The sequence below is a fragment of the Bradyrhizobium sp. Ec3.3 genome, from assembly GCF_000472925.1.
In the GTDB taxonomy this organism is placed as follows: domain Bacteria; phylum Pseudomonadota; class Alphaproteobacteria; order Rhizobiales; family Xanthobacteraceae; genus Bradyrhizobium.
In genome coordinates, this window is record NZ_KI421479.1 from 130432 (window position 1) to 148723 (window position 18292).

12 protein-coding genes are annotated in these 18292 nt (G+C 61.6%); 5 read left to right on the forward strand and 7 right to left on the reverse strand.

The window, feature by feature from the left end:
- The 4 genes from YUU_RS0147935 to YUU_RS0147950 are packed head-to-tail and all read right to left on the reverse strand — an operon-like array spanning position 1 to position 4285.
- On the reverse strand, positions 1-699 hold the full coding sequence (locus tag YUU_RS0147935; RefSeq protein ID WP_027528481.1) for a substrate-binding domain-containing protein: 699 nt from the start codon (positions 697-699) through the stop codon (positions 1-3).
- Entirely contained in the window at positions 696-2828 is a 2133-nt protein-coding gene (locus YUU_RS0147940; protein ID WP_027528482.1) for a xanthine dehydrogenase family protein molybdopterin-binding subunit, read from the reverse strand. Before YUU_RS0147940 ends, YUU_RS0147935 begins: the two co-directional genes overlap by 4 nt.
- Entirely contained in the window at positions 2825-3295 is a 471-nt protein-coding gene (locus YUU_RS0147945) for a (2Fe-2S)-binding protein (RefSeq protein ID WP_027528483.1), read from the reverse strand. Before YUU_RS0147945 ends, YUU_RS0147940 begins: the two co-directional genes overlap by 4 nt.
- Positions 3296-3310: 15 nt before the next feature.
- Entirely contained in the window at positions 3311-4285 is a 975-nt protein-coding gene (locus YUU_RS0147950; RefSeq protein ID WP_027528484.1) for a tripartite tricarboxylate transporter substrate binding protein, read from the reverse strand.
- A gap of 225 nt (positions 4286-4510) precedes the next feature.
- On the opposite strand from YUU_RS0147950, the gene YUU_RS0147955 reads away from it, so the two are divergent.
- Both YUU_RS0147955 and YUU_RS0147960 read left to right on the forward strand, forming a co-directional pair.
- A complete protein-coding gene (locus YUU_RS0147955) occupies positions 4511-6601 on the forward strand; it encodes a molybdopterin oxidoreductase family protein (protein ID WP_027528485.1) in 2091 nt (696 codons plus the stop codon).
- Positions 6602-6752: 151 nt separating this feature from the next.
- Positions 6753-7535 (forward strand): enoyl-CoA hydratase/isomerase family protein, encoded by a 783-nt coding sequence (locus YUU_RS0147960; RefSeq protein WP_027528486.1) that lies wholly within the window; start codon positions 6753-6755, stop codon positions 7533-7535.
- A gap of 54 nt (positions 7536-7589) precedes the next feature.
- Here the strand turns inward: YUU_RS0147960 and YUU_RS54685 are convergent, their stop codons facing one another.
- Together YUU_RS54685 and YUU_RS54690 are read right to left on the reverse strand one after the other, a co-directional pair.
- Entirely contained in the window at positions 7590-8828 is a 1239-nt protein-coding gene (locus tag YUU_RS54685; protein WP_156944973.1) for a hypothetical protein, read from the reverse strand.
- A 1330-nt stretch (positions 8829-10158) separates the two neighbouring features.
- The gene (locus tag YUU_RS54690) at positions 10159-11907 is read right to left on the reverse strand and encodes a reverse transcriptase/maturase family protein (RefSeq protein ID WP_051390313.1); all 1749 of its coding nucleotides are present in this window, start codon (positions 11905-11907) and stop codon (positions 10159-10161) included.
- A gap of 1035 nt (positions 11908-12942) precedes the next feature.
- Here YUU_RS54690 and YUU_RS60815 point away from each other — a divergent pair.
- The 3 genes from YUU_RS60815 (at position 12943) to YUU_RS0147990 (ending at position 15674) form a co-directional block, all read left to right on the forward strand.
- Positions 12943-13059, forward strand: coding sequence for a hypothetical protein (locus YUU_RS60815; RefSeq protein ID WP_371260620.1), 117 nt, complete (start codon positions 12943-12945; stop codon positions 13057-13059).
- Positions 13060-13360: 301 nt separating this feature from the next.
- Entirely contained in the window at positions 13361-14422 is a 1062-nt protein-coding gene (locus tag YUU_RS0147985) for a toprim domain-containing protein (protein WP_027528487.1), read from the forward strand.
- Positions 14423-14738: 316 nt separating this feature from the next.
- Positions 14739-15674 carry a DUF2493 domain-containing protein gene (locus tag YUU_RS0147990; RefSeq protein ID WP_027528488.1) on the forward strand — a complete coding sequence of 312 codons (936 nt, stop codon included), beginning with the start codon at positions 14739-14741 and terminating at the stop codon, positions 15672-15674.
- 386 nt (positions 15675-16060) lie between these two features.
- Here the strand turns inward: YUU_RS0147990 and YUU_RS0147995 are convergent, their stop codons facing one another.
- Entirely contained in the window at positions 16061-17599 is a 1539-nt protein-coding gene (locus YUU_RS0147995; RefSeq protein WP_027528489.1) for a Fic family protein, read from the reverse strand.
- Positions 17600-18292 lie beyond the last annotated feature (693 nt).

Here is an 18292-nt window from a genome sequence, read left to right on the forward strand (position 1 = left end):
CTAGCCGGAAAAGCCCATGCGGCGGCGCAGCTCGCTCCGGTCTGCGTCCGTCAGCAGCTCGATCAGGACGCGCGCCGCGGTGACATGTGCCGCGCGCGTCGCCACACCCGCTGTGTACATCGTCGCGAGCTCGTGTCCCGGCGGCAGCGAGCCGGACAGCACAATACCCTCTGTGGCGATGATTTCGGTCGCCTGCGTGCATCCGATCGGCCGTTTGGCATCGGATGCCGCCAGCTGCCGCATCGCGGTTGCGCCGTTCGGAAAGATTCTGAGGCGAGACGCAACCTCGTCGGCGATGCCGAGCCGGTCCAACGTCTTGGCGACGTGAATTCCGGCCGTGGAGGCCTTGATGTCAGGAACGAAGATCGCATCGGCCGCACGCAGCGCGTCGCGCAGGTCAGACCCGGTCTTGACGGTGACCTTGGGGTCGTTGGCGCGCACCGCAAGCGCCGTCTCGACCACTCCGACGTCGACGATCGAGGTCGGATCGACGAACTCTTCGTCGCGAAGCTTTGTCACGAGCGCGCGCGTCAGGATGACGATGTCGGCTGGCGTGCCCCCACGCAACTTGTCGGCCATCAGGCCGACCGCGCCGAACTCGCCCTCGATGCCGAGCCCGGTCTGCGCCTTGAGAGTCTCGGCAAGCTGGGCGACTAGGCCCTGTGCCGCGCCGCCGCTCAAAATATGGATCGCCGTCACGATGCAAGCTCCATTGCTGCAATCAGCCTCTCCCGCGTGATCGGCAGGTCGCGCACGCGGATGCCGAGGCAATCGAACACCGCATTGGCAATCGCCGCCGTCACCGGTCCATGCGCGGCTTCGCCGGCGCCGACCGGCGCGATATCGGGCCGCTCGATGACCTCGACGTCGACGGCGGGCGCCTCGCTGAAGGTCAGGATCGGGTAATCCGTCCAGGACGTGGAGGTGATGCGCGTGCGGTCGAAGCGGACGCGCTCCTTCAAGACCCAGCTCGTGGCCTGGATCGCACCACCCTCGATCTGGTTGATCACGCCGTCCGGATTGATGGCCTCGCCGACGTCGACGGCGAGCGTCAGCCGCTTGACGCGAATGTCCTCTTCGCCTTCGATCTCGGCAATCGCCGCGCAATAGGCGCCGGTGCTCTTGTAGCGCGCAAAGCCAAGGCCGTAGCCGATGCCGGCCTTCTTTTCCAGTTTCCATTTCGCGCGCGCCGCAACAGCGCGGATCACGTCCTTGGCGCGCTCGTCGCGCAGATGGCGCAGCCTGAACTGGACGGGGTCTTCACCGAGGATGGACGCGATCTCGTCGAACATGGATTCGATCGCGAACACATTCCCCTGCGCGCCGAGTGTCCGCAGCGCCGAGGTGCGTATGGGCATGGTGAGGAGGCGATGGGTTTCGATTGTCCAGGCGGGCAAGTCGTAGAGTGGAACGGAGTTGCGATCGCTGCCACCGCCGTTGGCCACTGGAGGGTCTGACGAGATGAGGCGCGGGTAGGGCCTTGCGAGCTCTGTTGCGGCGAGCAGGGCAGGCTGCGCCGCGCGTCCCGGCCGCGCCGTATGGCCGTTGCTCCAGATCGCGTGGCGCCAGCCGACGATCTCGCTATGCGCGTCGAGATCGGCCTCGATCTCGACTGCCATCGCTGCACCGAACGGCGCAAGCGACATTTCATCGTGTCGCGACCATTGCACTCGCACAGGACGTCCACCAGCTGCTCGTGCCAGCAGCACGGCGTCGAGCGCAACGTCATCGGCCGCATTGTGGCCGTAACAGCCGGCGCCTTCCATGTGCTCGACGGTGATGCTCTCGACCGGCAGCTTGAGCACGATCGCAAGGTCGGCGCGTAGCATGTAGACGCCCTGGCTGTGCGTCCAGACGTGGACGAGATTTCCCTCCCATTGCGCCATCGCGCAGGACGGTGCGATCGAGGCATGCGCGATATAGGGACGGGTGTATTGCCGGCGGATCGTGCGTGCGACCTGCTTCGGTGCGGCTGCGGTTTTGGTGTCGATGACCCTGGTCTCGACCGGCTGGCCCTTCAGGAACGCAGCCAGATCGTCCTCGTCCGGCAGCGTCTCGCCCGCCGACCATGTTGCGCCCTTGCGCAAAGCTTTCAACGCAGCCTCGGCGCCGTCCTCGGTTTCGCTGACGACGCCCGCGAAGCTGCCGTCCCGCACGATGGCGACGAACCCGCCAACCGCGCGCGTTGCCGCTTCATCGAGCGCGACGAGCTTTGCGTCCGACACCTCGGGCCGCAGCACACGGCCATGCAGCATGTTCGCCAGCGGCGTGTTGTGAATGAAGCGCGGCCGCGCGAACACCTTATCGGGAATGTCGATCCGTTGAATCGATTGCCCGGCAACGCGGCGCGCGGCGGCCGGCTTCGCGACCGCTTCCGCGGTCGCGCTGCAATCGAGCGAGACCTCGCTGGCGAGCTCCCAGTAGCTGGTCCGGACATTGCCCGGTCCGGACATCGTGCCATCATCGACGTCGAGCGTCGATGCTTCGACGCCGAGCCGCTCCGACGCTGCTGCGAGGAACAGCCGGCGCACCTCGGCGCAGACCTGGCGAAGCGCGCGGCCCGATTGCTGGATCGAGAGGCTGCCCGAGGTGACGCCTTCGTTCGGGCTAGCAGGCGTTGAGGCACGGATCATCGCGATCCGGCCGATATCGACATCGAGTTCGTCGGCGGCGATCTGTGCCAGCGCCGTAACGATGCCCTGGCCGATCTCGACCTTGCCCGGCGAGATCGCGACGCGTCCATCGGGCGTGAATTTCACCCAGGACGACAGCCCTGGATTGGCAGCCAGGCTGGGCGGCAATTGCGGAGCAGGGGGCGAAGTGCTCATGGCGCGGCCATTTCCGATGCTGCGCGCAGCACCGCCCGCACCATGCGGTTTTGCGAGCCGCAGCGGCAGAGGTTGCGATCGAGCGCTTCCCTGATTTCCGTCTCGGTCGGTGACGGTCTGCGTTGCAGCAGCGCCGCTGCGCTGATCAAAATACCCGGCACGCAGTAGCCGCATTGCATCGCCTGTTCGGCGATGAAGGCACGCTGCAGCGGATGCGGATGTTCGGGCGTGCCGAGACCTTCCACGGTCGTGACTTCCTTGCCGGCCATCGACCACAGCGGCATGTCGCAGGAAGCGAGTGCGTGCCCATCGACCATGACGTAGCACGCGCCGCATTCATTGGCGCCGCAGCCGAAATGGCTGCCCGTGAGGCCAAGCGTGCCGCGAAGCGCTGCGAGCAGCGTCTGATCGGAAGCGGCGTCGATCGCGGTGTCGGAGCCGTTCAGGCGAAATCGGATGGTTGGCATTGACGGACGACGACCTCAGGACCTGTCGAATTTCTTGACGACATCGGCCCATTTGACGATATCGCCGCGCAGGAATTTTTCGAACTCGTCTGGCGTCATCGCCATCGGCACGGCACCCTGTTCCTTCCATAGCTTGACGATGTCGGGCCGTTTCACCAGTGCCGTCACGGCGGCGTTGAGCTTGTCGATGACCGGTTTCGGCGTGCCCGCCGGCGCCATCAGGCCGAGCCAGATGGTTGCCTCATAGCCGGGGACGCCGGCTTCGCCTGCGGTCGGAACGTTCGCCAGCACCGCGGAGCGCTGCTTGCCGGTGGTCGCGAGCGCGCGCACCTGGTTCTCCGTCACGTTCGGAGCCATCGCCGGGACAGCGTCGATCATCATCTGCACCTGCCCGCCGATCACGCCGCTGCGCGCCTCGCCACTGTTGCGATAGGGGACGTGCACGACGTCGATCCCGGCCATGGCTTTGAACAGCTCGCCCGCCATGTGATAGGGCGTGCCTTGTCCTGATGACGCGTAGTTCAGCTTGCCCGGCTGCGACTTGGCGAGCGCAATGAAATCCTGAAGCGACTTCGCCGGGACCGAGGGATGAACGACGATGACGAGATCGGAATAGTTCACCGGCGCGATCGGCGCGAGGTCGCGCATCAGATCGTATTTGCGCTGCGCCGGCGTCAGCAGCGATTCGTTCGCGGTCTGGGTGTTGGACATCATCAACAGCGTATAGCCGTCGGCCTGCGACTTCGCGGCCTCCAGAGTACCGATGACGCCGCCGGCGCCGGTGCGGTTCTCGATCACGAAGGGCTGGCCAAAACTTTCCTGGAGAGCATTGCCGATCAACCGCGCTGCAACATCCGCGGGCCCTCCGGCGCCGAAGGGCACGATGATCCGGACCGCATGCGCGGGATAATCCTGCCCGAAACAGCGCGGCACGGAGAATAGGGTGAGCAGCCCGGCGGCCAATGCCAGCGCGAATCTTGGGCTTGTCATGGGCGGCTCCCTGATGTCGTTCTTGTTGGCGCGCACTGTAGCGACAGGCCAAGCAGCCTGTCGACGCCTCACAAAGTCGACCCAGCCAGGAATCTTGACCAGGAATATTGTGCGGTTTCCGGGGTGGCCGCATCCGGAACAGGCCGGGTCGGCCCCGCTATTTGCATGGGCAATCCCGGATAAATGCGCTCGGCTGGCCGGTGCTTTGATGTTACGAAGTTGGCCATGAACCAGCACGCCAAGATCGCGATCCGTCACTCCACCTGTCCGCACGACTGCCCGTCGGCCTGTGCGCTCGACGTCGAGGTCATCGAAGGCCGGAGCATCGGTCGCGTCCGCGGCTCGAAACAGCAGACCTATACGGCGGGCGTCGTCTGCGCCAAGGTCGCGCGCTATGCCGAGCGCATTCATCACCCCGAGCGGCTGATGTATCCGATGCGCCGCACCGGGCCGAAAGGCTCGGGCCAGTTTGCGCGGATCTCCTGGGACGTGGCCCTGGACGAGATCGGGCATCGCTTCAACGCGGTCGAGCGCGAATTCGGCGCCGAGGCGGTCTGGCCCTATTACTACGCCGGCACCATGGGACTGGTGATGCGCGACGGCCTCAACCGCCTCACGCACGTAAAGAAATACTCGCGCTTCTATTCGACGATCTGCGCCAACGTCGCGCGCGTCGGCTTTGCCGTGGGCGCCGGCAAGATCGCCGGCGTCGATCCGCGCGAGATGGGTGTCTCCGACCTCGTGGTGATCTGGGGCACCAACCCGGTCAACACCCAGGTCAATGTGATGACGCACGCCTCCCGCGCCCGCAAGGAGCGCGGCGCGAGGATCGCGGCCGTCGACATCTACGACAACGACACCATGAAGCAGGCTGACATCAAGATCATCCTGCGCCCCGGCACCGATGGCGCGTTCGCCTGCGGGGTCATGCATGTCCTGTTCCGCGATGGCTATGCCGACCGCGCCTATATGGACAAGTACACCGATTGTCCCGGTGAGCTCGAAACGCATCTGAAGACGCGCACGCCGGAATGGGCGTCCGCGATCTGCGGCGTGCCGGTCGCCGAAATCGAGGCCTTTGCGAAGGCGGTCGGCGAGACGAAGCGGACGTTCTTCCGCCTCGGCTATGGCTTCAGCCGAAGCCGCAACGGTGCGGCCCAGATGCATGCCGCGGCCTGCATTCCCGGGGTGACCGGCGCCTGGCAATATGAAGGTGGCGGTGCCTTCTTCAACAATTACGCGCTGTGGCACTTCGACGAATCCATCATCGAAGGCTACGACGCGATCGATCGCGAAACGCGCGCGCTCGACCAGTCCCAGATCGGCCGCATCCTGACCGGTGATGCCGAAGCACTACAGGGCAAGGGGCCGGTCAAGGCGATGCTGATCCAGAACACCAACCCGGTGACCGTCGCGCCGGAGCAGGTGCTGGTGCGCCAGGGCATTGCGCGCGAGGACCTGTTCGTGGCGGTACATGAGCAGTTCATGACCGAGACGGCGCAGATGGCCGACATCGTGCTGCCGGCGACCATGTTCATGGAGCACGACGACCTCTATTACGGCGGCGGCCATCAGCACATCTCGGTCGGCCCCAAGCTGATCGACCCGCCCGGCGAGTGCCGCTCCAACCACGAGGTGCTCCAGGCATTGGCGCCTCGTCTCGATGCCAAGCACCGGGGTTTCGAGATGTCGCCGCGCGAACTGATTGATGCGACGCTGAAGCTGAGCGGCCACGGCGATATCGAGGCGCTCGAGGCGGATATCTGGCGCGATCTCCAGCCGGATTTCCGCACCTCGCACTTCCTCGACGGTTTTGCGCATGCCGACAGGAAATTCCATTTCAAGGCCGACTGGGCGCATCCGCCGTTCGGCCTGAAGATGGGCGATTTCGACAAGATGCCATCGCTGCCGGATCATTGGGCCGTGATCGAAGAGGCCGACCAGGACCATCCGTTCCGGCTTGCGACGAGCCCCTCGCGCAGCTTCCTCAACACGACCTTCAACGAGACGCCGTCCTCGCAGGCCCGCGAGGGCAAGCCGAGCGTGATGGTCCATCCCCTGGATGCCGCCTCGCTCGACATCGCCGAGGGCGATGCCGTGACGCTCGGCAACACCCGCGGCGAGACGACGCTCATTGCGACGCTGTTCGACGGTGTGCAGCGCGGCGTACTGATCGCGGAATCCGTCCATCCGAACAAGCACCACATCGGCGGTCGCGGCATCAACGTGCTGACCGGTGCGGACACGATCGCGCCGATCGGCGGCGCGCCGTTCCACGACAACAAGGTCTGGTTGCGGAAGGCCGCCGCGGCCTGAGGCACGCACTGCTTTCGCCGTCCTGCTTAGGTCGCGATGCAAAGTTGTGTCGAGTCGCTAAAGCGGCGCGATGTCGCGGATTTGCGCTTGCGCCCGTAGCTTCACATGTCGCAAATGTCTCCCGAACGAGAGCAAACAAAGCGAGCAAGCCATGACCGGTACGAGCAGCGTCATCACCGAGAAGCGCGGGCAGGCGTTCTGGATCACCATCAACCGTCCGGAGAAGCGAAATGCGCTCAATGGCGAGGTGATCGCCGGCATCGCCAAGGGCTATCGCGATGCGCATGACGACAAGGACGTCCGCGTCATCGTGCTCACGGGGGCGGGCGACAAGGCATTCTGTGCCGGCGCCGACTTGCAGAATTCCGGCGCCGCCTTCGCGATGGACTTTTCCAGGCCTAACGTCGACTACGCCGATCTGTTGCGGCTGTCGCAAGATGCAACGAAACCCGCGATCGCGCGAGTCAGTGGCGTCTGCATGGCTGGCGGCATGGGCCTGTTGTGCATGACCGACATGGCGGTCGCCGCCGATCACGTCATTTTCGGCCTGCCCGAGGTGAAGGTCGGTGTGTTTCCGATGCAGGTGCTGAGCCTGTTGCAGAACATCGCGCCGCCGCGACTTGTCAACGAATGGGCGCTGACGGGCGAGCCGTTCGACGCGAAAGCTGCGCAGGCAGCGGGGCTGCTCAACTACGTGGTGCCGGCAGCCGAGCTGGACGCCAAGGTCGACTGGTTGATCGGTCGTATCGTCGACAAGTCGCCGACCGCGATCCGGCGCGGCAAATACGCTATGCGCGCCATCGCTTCGATGTCGTTCGACGAGAGCATCGCCTACACCGAAAGCCAGATCGCGCTGCTCGCGATGACCGAGGACGCCAAGGAGGGACTGAAGGCGTTCAGCGAAAAACGCAAGCCATCCTGGACAGGGAAATAACTATCTTAAATCGGCGGTCCGAGTCTTGGAGGCCCCCAATAGCCCACGATGCTGTTATTCAGACGAGCGGTTAGTGGCGATTCCGATAAGGGCTGCTCGTGCTCGCTCTTCGTGGCGCTTCTTGGAGCCCGCGATCAGCTGTTTGCGCGTGCGTTTGGCATAGGTTGGCAGTTGGCGTGCCGATCGATGACGACCCGCTGCGCGTAACTCGGCATCAGTGAGATCACTGTCTGCACCTTCAGTAAATCCACCGTGACGGAATGAGGTACAAGAAAGTTCACTCCGAAGCTCAGCTGCCGCGACGATTCTTTTTACGACACGGCGCAAATAACGCAGGTCCCTGCGTTCCGTGATCCAAGGGAGCTGTGTAGGCGATCTGCGATGTTCGTGGTCGCGCCGAAAGACCAGCCCCGAGACCACGGTTTCCTTGATGGCGTCGAGCTCCGCCATCAGTTCGGGGAAGAGAGGCTCGCCCATTTCGTCGAATAGTGGCCACCAGGCTTCCTCGCCGTTTTTCGGATGCACGATCTTCACACTGTTCGGCCGCTCTTTTGGCCGATAGTGCGAGATTTCGAAAGCTCCAAAGACGTGTTCTTCGCGCTGCAACCACTCCCATGTCAACAGCGCGGCAGTTCCGACTGAGCGGTAACCGAGTTTCGTCGCCGTTGCCCTGAACGCGACGAGTTCGTCCCAAGTCGCCGTAGGCGTCTGGCGGACGAGCTGGCCAGGCGCACGGGTCTTTAGGCCCATCCGCGAAAATGGATTTATCGCGGGCACTTTCGTTTCTTGGGCACGCTGCCCAACAAACCATGCGCGCCTGCAAGAGACCATGGCCGCATTTGCATAGCGGCGACGCTCGCGCTTGACGACGTTCCCATATGCGTCCCTCTCTTCTACGACAAGCAGTTTCGCGTAGATCGCGTCGACGAAGCCTTTCGTAAAATCAGAGAGCTGCTTCGAGCCCGCGCGGCTACCATCCTTCAGCGTGTGGTTGGAAAAGAGTGCGAGGCCTTGCTTGTAAAGACGCTGTGTTTTTTCGTCTATTTCTCTCCATTTCTGATGAGCTTGGAAGATGCTGACCAGCCAATCGAAGCTGCCGGACGCAGGAGAAGGCGGAATCATATCGGTCAACCCTCGTGAACGCCAACTGTCGAAGGCGGGAAGGAGAAGATTCTCAACCCGTTCAACGGCAGCGGCATATTGTTCCCCTAACGCTTCAGCCTTGACGTTGCAGCCCTGCTGGCGGGCCCAGGTCGGCGGTTCAAAGAAGTACGCCCATCGATCGCTCTTCAATAGCTTTCGTCGGCAGTAGCGCGGAAGTTTTGGCTGGGGTGGCTTCATACGAGAGAAGCCAAATCTTGAGATCTAACTGGACCCATTGTCCTCGCCGGTGTCGCGAAGTTTTCATCGATAGCAGCCTTGGACCAAATTGGCTGTCGCGCGCGCCCAATTCCGCGATAGCCAATGGGAGGTGGGGCCTCGCCGCAACCAACGGCGCGTGCGAGTTCAGCTGTATCGCGATAATCGAGATAGGCAGCGGCCATGTCGGCGCGCATGAGTGCAGGCCATGTGCCGATGGGCGGATAACGGGCAGGAAGGGCAGGGCGAAGTGCCATGAGCGCGGGTCAATGATCTAGATGTCTGGGCTGGGCCATCAAATCCTTAAGTCTATTGAGAGGCTTCTGGCCGGTGGAAGGCCCAGATGGTAACGATTTGGATGGTTCAGCTTACCCTCAAACATCTTGCCTCTTGCGCGCATACTTTCACGCCCCCCGTGTCACCAGCACCTCGATATTGAAGGCCAAGGCGCCACAGAAAAAGGAGAGCAGAGAGCTCGTGTGGCAATCGGCGGGCATGGCGTGCAAATAGGACGAACGATATAGCCTAACTGAAACGATCACGATCGCACGCGATATAGTCGGCGCTGACGGGTTCAACAGAATAGTGGCCGCAAGGCGCCGACAACCTCTCGCGTCGCATCTTGTAGTGGCAGGATCGCCGTATCTGCGCCGACACGAGCACAGTAGTCTAGGACGCGTGTCTCACGGATCGCTAGCTGCGCTACCAAAATGGCTGCGCTTGCGGACCAAGCTCACGCTCGCATAGAACGCCGATGGGAGTTGTACGGATTAGCAAATACGAAGTTCGATCTGGCGATGGGAGCGCAATTGCGGAATGCGTAGCGACACCGATCGGTAAACCAAGCGCTTCGGCTTCCGCGGAGTAATGAGTGGTGCATGCAAGACGACGGATGCCAAATTTTGGTGCTAAAGCGCCTATCCTTGCCCTCTGACAGAGAGTCAGCTGATTCTGCTGGACTATCAGTATTCGATCCGACAAACTTATTGATCAACCTGCATTACAGGGCGCAACACGTCTTCTCTTTGTAGGAATGATGCGCATCGTAGGTACAGCAGTGTAGTCCGGCTTCTCGTGGGCTCGGCTGGAGTTCTAGGACATTCGCGATGTTGCGATTGGGATGTCGCCGCCAGAACGTAATCGCCGCCGTTGAGACATTGATCTGCGTCATCGCGCGTGCGGCGTTTGCCGCAACGGGCTCTCGTGAACCGAGCCGCTCTGCGTCTCGTAGGGTACGCGTGGAACACCTCCGCGGAGGATGTCCCTACGCCTCCCCCCAAACCGTGCGGGCACCTTTGCGATGCACACGGCTTTCCATATGCGTATACTCTCGATTGGAAACGGCCACCCGGCACGACGGGCACAGGACGATCGTCTTGCGCCGCCAGCCGGACCGTTTCCAGACTATCAGCGACCCACTCTGCAGGTCTCGAACGCGGCGGAGGTGATGCATCTCGAATGGTCCTGTCGCGCCGCCACATGCTTCGCATCGGCGAGCATGCAGCCGGTCGATTAGGTCATTCGAGTTTATGACCCACCACGCGCCTCTTGTGAGATCGTCAATTCCTTGACTTATCCAAAAGGTTCGCGTGAGGTGCTTCAGTCTCCACAGTTTGATCGTGCGAAGCTTGCCTCGGACTACAGAGGACACCTCGTAATCCGACCCTTTCCACAGACGGGCCATGATTTGTGCCCTCGTCGTTCGATGGCGCAACGCCAGCGTCTTGATGAGGCTGCGGAACACAACGAGCTCCAGCACTCCCAAGGCACGTTTGTTGTCATCGGCAAACGAGTAATAGTTGGCAAAACCACGGAACTCCGAGTTATAGGCGAGCACGGTCGCGGTGTCGCTGGTGACCAAGAACTGCTCACGAGCACGGCCGGTCTTCCTGGCGAGGTCGCCATACCCATGCCGTTTGCAGAACTCGGTTATCCGCTTGCGTGGCACACGCAGACTGATGTTGCCGGTAGTCGGCCGACGCGTAACGCGCCATGTCCGTGCTGCCGGTCCCTTGCGGTTGGACTTTCGTCCACCCCCGTAGGACGTGTACGCCGCGATGCGGTAGCCGAGGAAGGTCACTCCCTTTGAAGCGGCCTGAATCCCACTCTTCTCAGGCGAGATCGCGAGCTTCAGCGTCTCTGTCAAGAATCGCTCAACAGAGGCCATGGTCTCACGAGCCTCCTCCTTGCTGCCGATGATGCCGATCAGGAAGTCGTCGGCGTATCGACAGTAGCGGAGCCTTTTGAAATTGGGATCCATGGGATCGACGGAAGGTAGTTTCCGTCTCTCCTTATTGATGGCTTTGATCTCTGCCAATGCGGCATTGATCTCGGCCAGCTCCGCGCCGTTGGCGCGCAGCCGCTCAATCTTCCGGCGGAGGCCCAGGACGCGCCTTTGCAACGCCGCATAGGGCGGGAATGCGCGTCGGTCGCGGCCTCTATCGAATCCCGCCTTCATTGTCTGCATGTGCTGATCCAGCTCGTGCAGATAGATGTTGGCGAGCAAGGGCGATACGACTCCGCCCTGTGGTGTACCGCTGTATGTGCGTCCATAGACCCAATCTTCCATGTAACCCGCTTTCGGCATTCCTTCGATCAGACCGATGAATATGTCATCATCGATCCGCTTCTTGAGAAGCCTGAGCAGGACGTCATGGTCGATGTTGTCAAAGAACCCACGCACATCCACTTCGATCAGCCACTTGCAACCCGTCCAAGTCTTCTTGACGAGATTTAAAGCGGTGTGACAGGACCGCCTCGGGCGGAACCCATGCGACTCACCGAGGAACACAGGTTCATAGATTGCTTCGAGGATGGTCCTGACCGCCTCCTGAACGAGTCGGTCTTCCACCGTGGGAATTCCCAGCGGTCGTGTCTTGCCGTTGCCCTTCGGGATATAAACCCGTCGGACAGGTCGGAAGCGATATGTGCCCTCTGCCACGCGACGGGCGAGGTCGGCGAGCTTCGCCAGCGACATGCCGTCGAAGGTCTTGCCGTCAACACCAGGCGTCAAGGCTCCCTTATTTTGGGAGACCTTTTCTAGGCCCGCTCAAAGAGAAATGGAGATCTCATCAGGCGGTGAAGGCCATTGATCCGCTTGCCCGACCGCGACAAGGTCGGAAGTGATTCAATTCTCCTCTGGATGGTAGCGGCCTGCATCAGCAGAACCTCTCCGTCGAAGAATCTCTTCTACGCATACTGCAAATGCCTTTTTAGCGGCATCGTCCTTCCCCCGATCGGAGGCGCTTTCGATCCGGTCACCCGGCCTTATACGCATGATCGTCCGCCTTGCGGCGGCTGTCCCGGCCGTTACGCCAGGCATTTGGGTACTACGACGGCTCCGTCGCCATACAGGCTCGCGAACGAACCTGCTGCAGGCGATCCCGTAGTTGCGTGTGTGGGGAGTTGCGGTGTGTTTAGGTGTCCCATTTGCTTCCTTGACCCTCCGATGGAGGTCGTCCCACGCGGACTGGTGGCAGATCGCACTGGCCGGTGCGTTTTGCCCCGCGTGGCGTAGCGTGTCAGCCGCGTTCGCTACCGCCAACCCTTTAGCGACTGGAAACTGGGATTCAGGCAATACAGCTTTCACCGTGCACACCTTACTCTGTGCTCTCCACCGGGCTGCGGCGCCCGATTTCGACGCGTTTCCCGACATGCTCTGGTCCGTTTCTCTTTCGAGGTCTCAGTCGTTTCCGACACCGGTAAGTCGGGCAAGTAAGAGCCAAACCAGTAGGCTCCATTCTTTCGAACACTCCCTTCTTCTTCACGCCACAAAGGCGCACGGCCAACGGCTTCGATCCCTCGCGCACCGGATTGTGTCTCTCGCCGGAGGCACTCGGTCCCGGGTTCCGTCGCGTTCCGCGGCGGCGCTGTGCTAACCCTCCTGCGGGTGCCTTCTTAACCGGTCTCGAGACTGCAGTCGGTCCCGCGTCCCGCCTGACGGCGGCGCTATGCTGACGCTCCTGCGGCTGCCTTCTATGGCCCGCCATCGCGGGCCACCAAGAAGTATGCCTTAGAGGAGTTGATCGCGGAACTGTGCGCCGCATTCGTGCATGCCGCACTCGGCATTGCGCCGACGATGCAGCGCACCGACTACATCGCCTCATGGCTTGAGGTGTTGCGAGGACAGTCGGGCGATTGTCCGCGCAGCAAGCCAAGTTATTGAGGCATCGGATTAAATCATTGGCTTTTTGCCAGATCCGGCCGTCGACATAGCAGGTGAGGGTACGGAGTGTGAGGCGGCTTGAAGCATCTCGTCGCTACTCGGAAGAAGAGTGAGAGGGGAGGTGGAGTTTCCGCGACGGGTTGGAAGCCAAGAGAGAGGCTCTCGGCCGCCCGCCGTGGAGCATCGAAATGGTGGAAGCTGTCCCGACGATCACCTCGTTTCCAGACTATGACTTTACCTTTAACAAGCTGGCGCTGGAGCGCCGCCAGATTGAGTACATCGGCCAGCGGGAGGCGGCGTGATGTCAGGCGGCGCTTCCGAACTGACGCGTCGCCTCGCGCGAGAGGCCGAGGCGGTGTGCCGTCACTATCTCTCGAACGGTCGGCGGCAAGGCCGCTATTGGCTGGTTGGCGATGCCCGCAACACGCCGGGACGCTCGATGTTCGTCCGATTGAAGGAATCGCCCAAGGGGCCAGCCGGGAAATGGACTGACGCTGCAACGGGCGAGCACGGCGACTTGCTCGACATTATTCGCGAAAGCTGCGGGCTCCTCGACTTCCACGACGTGGCGAACGAGGCGCGCCGGTTTCTCAACTTGCCCCGCTCGGACTCAGAGCCGTCGCCGAAACTTGCGCGCAGCAGAGCGTCAGTCGGTTCGCCCGAGGCGGCTCGGCGACTCTTCGCTATCTCGCAGCCAGTTGCCGGAACTCTCGGTGAGGTCTACTTGCGCAATCGGGGCATTTTAGCGTCACGCGACGGTCGTGCGCTGCGGTTCTACCCGCGCTGCTACTACCGGCCCGACGAGGACGCGCCCACCGAGATCTGGCCGGCATTGATCGCACGTGTCACGGATCTTGATGGTCGGATCACCGGCGTGCATCGCACCTGGCTCGATCCCGACGGCTTCGATGTTGTGCGCCTGGGCAAGGCGCCGATCGATACGCCGCGACGGGCTATGGGTGACCTTCTCGGTAACGCGGTTCGGTTCGGGACGGCTGACGACGTGCTGGTGGCGGGAGAGGGCATCGAGACCATGCTGTCGCTCCGCCGGGCATCTCCAACGTTACCAGCGGCTGCCGCGCTTTCCGCGAACCATCTTGCTGCCCTGCTGCTTCCGCTGCAGCTGCGCCGGCTCTACGTCGCGCGCGATCGCGATGCCGCCGGCGACTTCGCCGTAGCGGCCCTGACCAAACGCGCCTTCGACGCCGGTATCGAGGCGATGCCGCTGTTGCCCCGGCTTGGGGACTTCAACGAGGATCTGCTCACCTTTGGTCTCGATGAGCTTCGTGAGGCCTTGCGCGCTCAACTCGCTCCGCAGGACGTCGTGCGCTTCATGTCCTTGACGGCTGGTGAAACGGGTTGAACGTGGGTCGCTTGGAGGAGGTCACGATCGGTTGTTCAGGCCGCGGCGGCCGGACATAGTCGCGCCCCAGGCCTTCCAGAGGGCGATTGGACGGCAGGCGAGTGCGGCCCTGCAATGGCAGAGGTTGCGGCTATTTTCCGCCGGCGCGCCTCGCGCCTTTGCATCGCGAAACAAAATAGCCGCATCTCTGCCATCCTCCGCTGTCGCTTCGGCCCTGCGCATTCGCTTCTGGTTCTGGTCCTTTCCGCCCGCCGTCAAGTGATCGCCACGAAGGCCGCGATGGGCGCGGCCGATCCAGCAAAGGGCCTTACCTATGATGACCGACCAGGACGACTCCGATTTCGAAGCGACGCACGCTCCGTCTGCGACCGACCACATCCTCAGCGAGCTTCAGCTCTATGGGTACCGCCCATTGCAAGATGAACCCGATCCAAGGCCACTTCCGGAAGGCAAGGCCATCGCTGGAGCCGTCGCCGACATCTTCGATGCCCTCGTCTCGACACTGAATGACACGCGCCTCGAACCGGATCTTGAGGACTTGCTTTGGTCGGCCGTTAATCTCTTCCATCGTGCGGCGGACCGCATCGAACGCGAGCTCGACACAAACGAGCAGGCGCAGAAGAAGAGTCTCCGTGAGCAAAATGGCTCGGAGGTGCGATCCGTCGAGCTAGAACGGCTCACCGCCGAGGGCATCACGATCATAGAGCGCCGCAACGTCATGGAAGTCTTTCGCGACCAAGCTGCCGAATGGTTCGAAGTCCACACCGGTTCGCTCTGGCGGCCGCGCGCTGGATCAATCATCAACCACGGCACGCTCACCGCCGCGATGATCGACAGCCGCGATTTCCTTGCCGCCAAGCGTCGGTCCGAAACCGAGGCAGTGGTGCCAGCCGGGCCGAAGATCGCGCTCACCGGCGGGCTTGACTTCAACGACGTTTCGTTGGTGTGGGACCGGCTCGACAAGGTCCACGCGAAGCATCCCAACATGGTCCTGCTGCACGGCGGTTCACCGAAGGGTGCTGAATTGATCGCTGCAAAATGGGCCAGCAATCGCAGGGTATCACAGATCACCCTCAAACCAGACTGGACGAAGCACGCCAAGGCTGCACCATTCAAGCGCAACGACGCCATGCTGGCAGTCATGCCGGTCGGAGTTATGCACTTCCCGGGGACCGGCATACAGGACAACCTCGCCGACAAGGCAAAGAAGCTCGGTATTCCGGTCTGGAAATTTCGCAAAGACGGCGCGTGAGCGCCGTCTTACTCGACGCGAGCTAAAAATCGTTTCGCGTAGCAACGCCAGATGGAGCCAGCCCGCTCGTCAAAGCGCATTTCATCCGAGACCTCACCTTTGTCATCGTGTCTTGATCTAAACATCGAGATGCGCCGTGACGGTGGAAGGCTGACCATGGATTTGTCCTCAATGTCGCTGGGCTCACCCCTTTTTTCTGGCTGACCTTTCTCTCGCGACATATGCCCTCTCATTCGTTGCAGTTGAGATCGGCTCTATGAGATAAGTGCTTCGAGGCTAGAGAGGAGTGTCTTGCGTTGCCAGCGCCCGATCGGGAGGTGCTTGGGTCAAAACGCCGATCTGATTGACTTGTTCTTCGCCAGACGGCCTTGAATCAGTACCGTCAGTCACTCTCGGCTTTGGCCGAACGCGTCTGCGTATAGTTGTTCAATCTTTGAAACCTCGTCCTCCGTAAGCGCAGCAAATTCATTCTCTCTTGCGCGCTTCGACAGCTTGCCCTGATTCTGTCCGAGGAAGGCGAATAGATTGTTCAGCGTGCGTTCTGGCATGTCGATCATGTTCTCGATGCCGGCGCGGAACGTATCGAAGCCGAGAAGAACGCTGGTTTCGTTCGGAAGATCCCGCTCTATTGTCTGACGCACGCAGGCGTACAGAAATTCCGCGTGCGGCGTCGCATCGAAGAACCGGTAGAAGTCTGCCGTATCGTTGAGAACCCTGACATTGCCGCCTGGGGTCGGCTCCCACCTGATGCAGGAAAGCAGCCTGCCCGAATAGCTCTCAAGCACGTTCTTGTACTCGGCGATCCGATCTAGGATGGCCGAGGACACAGGGAAGTGCACGCCCGCCGGGTTGAAACCCCGACGTGCGAGAACATGATGCATCAGATAGCGATGAATGCGCCCGTTGCCATCCTCAAACGGGTGGATATACACGAATCCGAACGCGAGCACGGCCGCCGCGACAACGGCATCGAGGTTGTTCTCGGCGCTGTGGTCGAAGGCGATCAGTCCAGCCACGAGCGAAGCGATGTCCTGATGCTGCGCACTGATATGATCCGGAATAGGCCGTTGCGTGTCGCGGTCGTGCTCGCCGACAAAGCCGTCGTGCTTGCGAAGCCCGAGCTTCACAAAACGCTCGTCCCCGATCACAATGCGCTGCAGGCGAAGAAACTCCTGCTCGTCGAGCGGTGCGCGACCTGCTTCGCCAATGGCGCGGCCCCATCGCTGGATTCGATCCTGCGGCGGCCTTTCTCCTTCTATCACGTAGCTGCACTTCGAGTCCTTCAGCAGAAGGAAGGCGGCGGTGCGGGCAAGCAGATCCTTCGGCACTTGGCTCACGACGGCGCGCGCGCGTTCTTTCCAGTCCTGCGCGATGAATTCGTTCAGCGCAGAAGTCTTAAATACGAGCGGACAAAATTCGGGCGTGCCGGGAAGGTTGTTGCGGACGCGATGCCGAGCCGAATTCTGCCCCGCGCCTCCGTACTGGATGTCGGTATCGACAGCATCTACATACGAGACCTTGTCCGAGGTAGGCAGACTAAGCTCGCGGCCAAGCAGCCATTCGTACAAGAACCAAATGCGGCGCGTGTACACCCCTGTAGGCTTCTGCCGCACAATTTCAGCAACGTCTTCGTCCTTGACTGCGAGGAAAAGCCGCTTGAGGAGGGCGAGATCCACGCCCTCGTACTTGAGCGCAAAGGTCAGGTGCCCCTCGAGCGAGGCCTCAGGCGCATGGCGCGGCGTATAGATGTGCCAATCGCCCTGTTCAATGATGCGATGCTTGGTGCCGATCGCCGAAAGCGCCCGGGGAACCGGGACAGGCAAATGGTAGGCGTCGATCAGGGCGGCGTAGCCTACCGGAATGGCCGTCTCAGGAAGCCGGCGGTTGTGAAAAATGCTCACTGGTCCTGAAAATTGTGCGCACATGACAAAATTCCCGAAAAAAGCTCCCGCCTCCTGAATTTTCTTCGCAGAAGTGCTCAAGAACCATCGAAACATAAATAGTTCATGAAAAATAATCTCAAAAAAAGATTATTGTGAAAAATGTTCACCGGATGCTTCTGCTTGCCGGTCTGGCGTCCTGTCTTCCGTTGGGACCGGCCGTCCTCCGGCCCCCCCGCGATGCCGAGCGCGTCGTGCGCTGATCTCCGAGAGCGTCAGCGGCCACTCTTCCCTCTGAAGACGGCCAGATCGAAAGAACATGCGAACCACATTCGCGCGACTGCGCTATTGCCGGCGGCCCTTGCAGCACTGTCACTGCGACCCGAGGTCAACCCGGTCGGAAATTCGCATGTACACGGCAGGCCAATCGGAACGTTGTGTCGTGCTGGCCAATCAGCAGCAAGGAATGGAGGCCGGATGCTCTGATCGTGTGATGATTGAAGGAGTTGAGATCAGCTTTTGACGGCACTTTCGGCCCTACCTTAGCCCTGCACGCGGAAACGCGCGCGTGCGATGTGGTTCGCTGACCTTTGCCGAGGCGCGTCTTCCTTGCCGTTAACGCGCTGCCGTCAGCATGTGTCCGATCGATCCGGCTTAAGCCCTTGTGATGCGTCCGCGTCGGAAGCCATGGTCGCCTGCGTCGGTTCGTTCACGGTGCGCGTCCAACGCAACCTCGAA

What these genes read in the sequence shown, in the direction of transcription:
- YUU_RS0147940 (WP_027528482.1), bottom strand. Translation starts at nt 2,828, where the DNA reads ATGAGCACTTCGCCCCCTGCTCCGCAATTGCCGCCCAGCCTGGCTGCC.
- YUU_RS0147945 (WP_027528483.1), bottom strand. Translation starts at nt 3,295, where the DNA reads ATGCCAACCATCCGATTTCGCCTGAACGGCTCCGACACCGCGATCGAC.
- YUU_RS0147950 (WP_027528484.1), bottom strand. Translation starts at nt 4,285, where the DNA reads ATGACAAGCCCAAGATTCGCGCTGGCATTGGCCGCCGGGCTGCTCACC.
- YUU_RS0147955 (WP_027528485.1), top strand. Translation starts at nt 4,511, where the DNA reads ATGAACCAGCACGCCAAGATCGCGATCCGTCACTCCACCTGTCCGCAC.
- YUU_RS0147960 (WP_027528486.1), top strand. Translation starts at nt 6,753, where the DNA reads ATGACCGGTACGAGCAGCGTCATCACCGAGAAGCGCGGGCAGGCGTTC.
- YUU_RS0147985 (WP_027528487.1), top strand. Translation starts at nt 13,361, where the DNA reads ATGTCAGGCGGCGCTTCCGAACTGACGCGTCGCCTCGCGCGAGAGGCC.
- YUU_RS0147990 (WP_027528488.1), top strand. Translation starts at nt 14,739, where the DNA reads ATGACCGACCAGGACGACTCCGATTTCGAAGCGACGCACGCTCCGTCT.
- YUU_RS0147995 (WP_027528489.1), bottom strand. Translation starts at nt 17,599, where the DNA reads ATGTGCGCACAATTTTCAGGACCAGTGAGCATTTTTCACAACCGCCGG.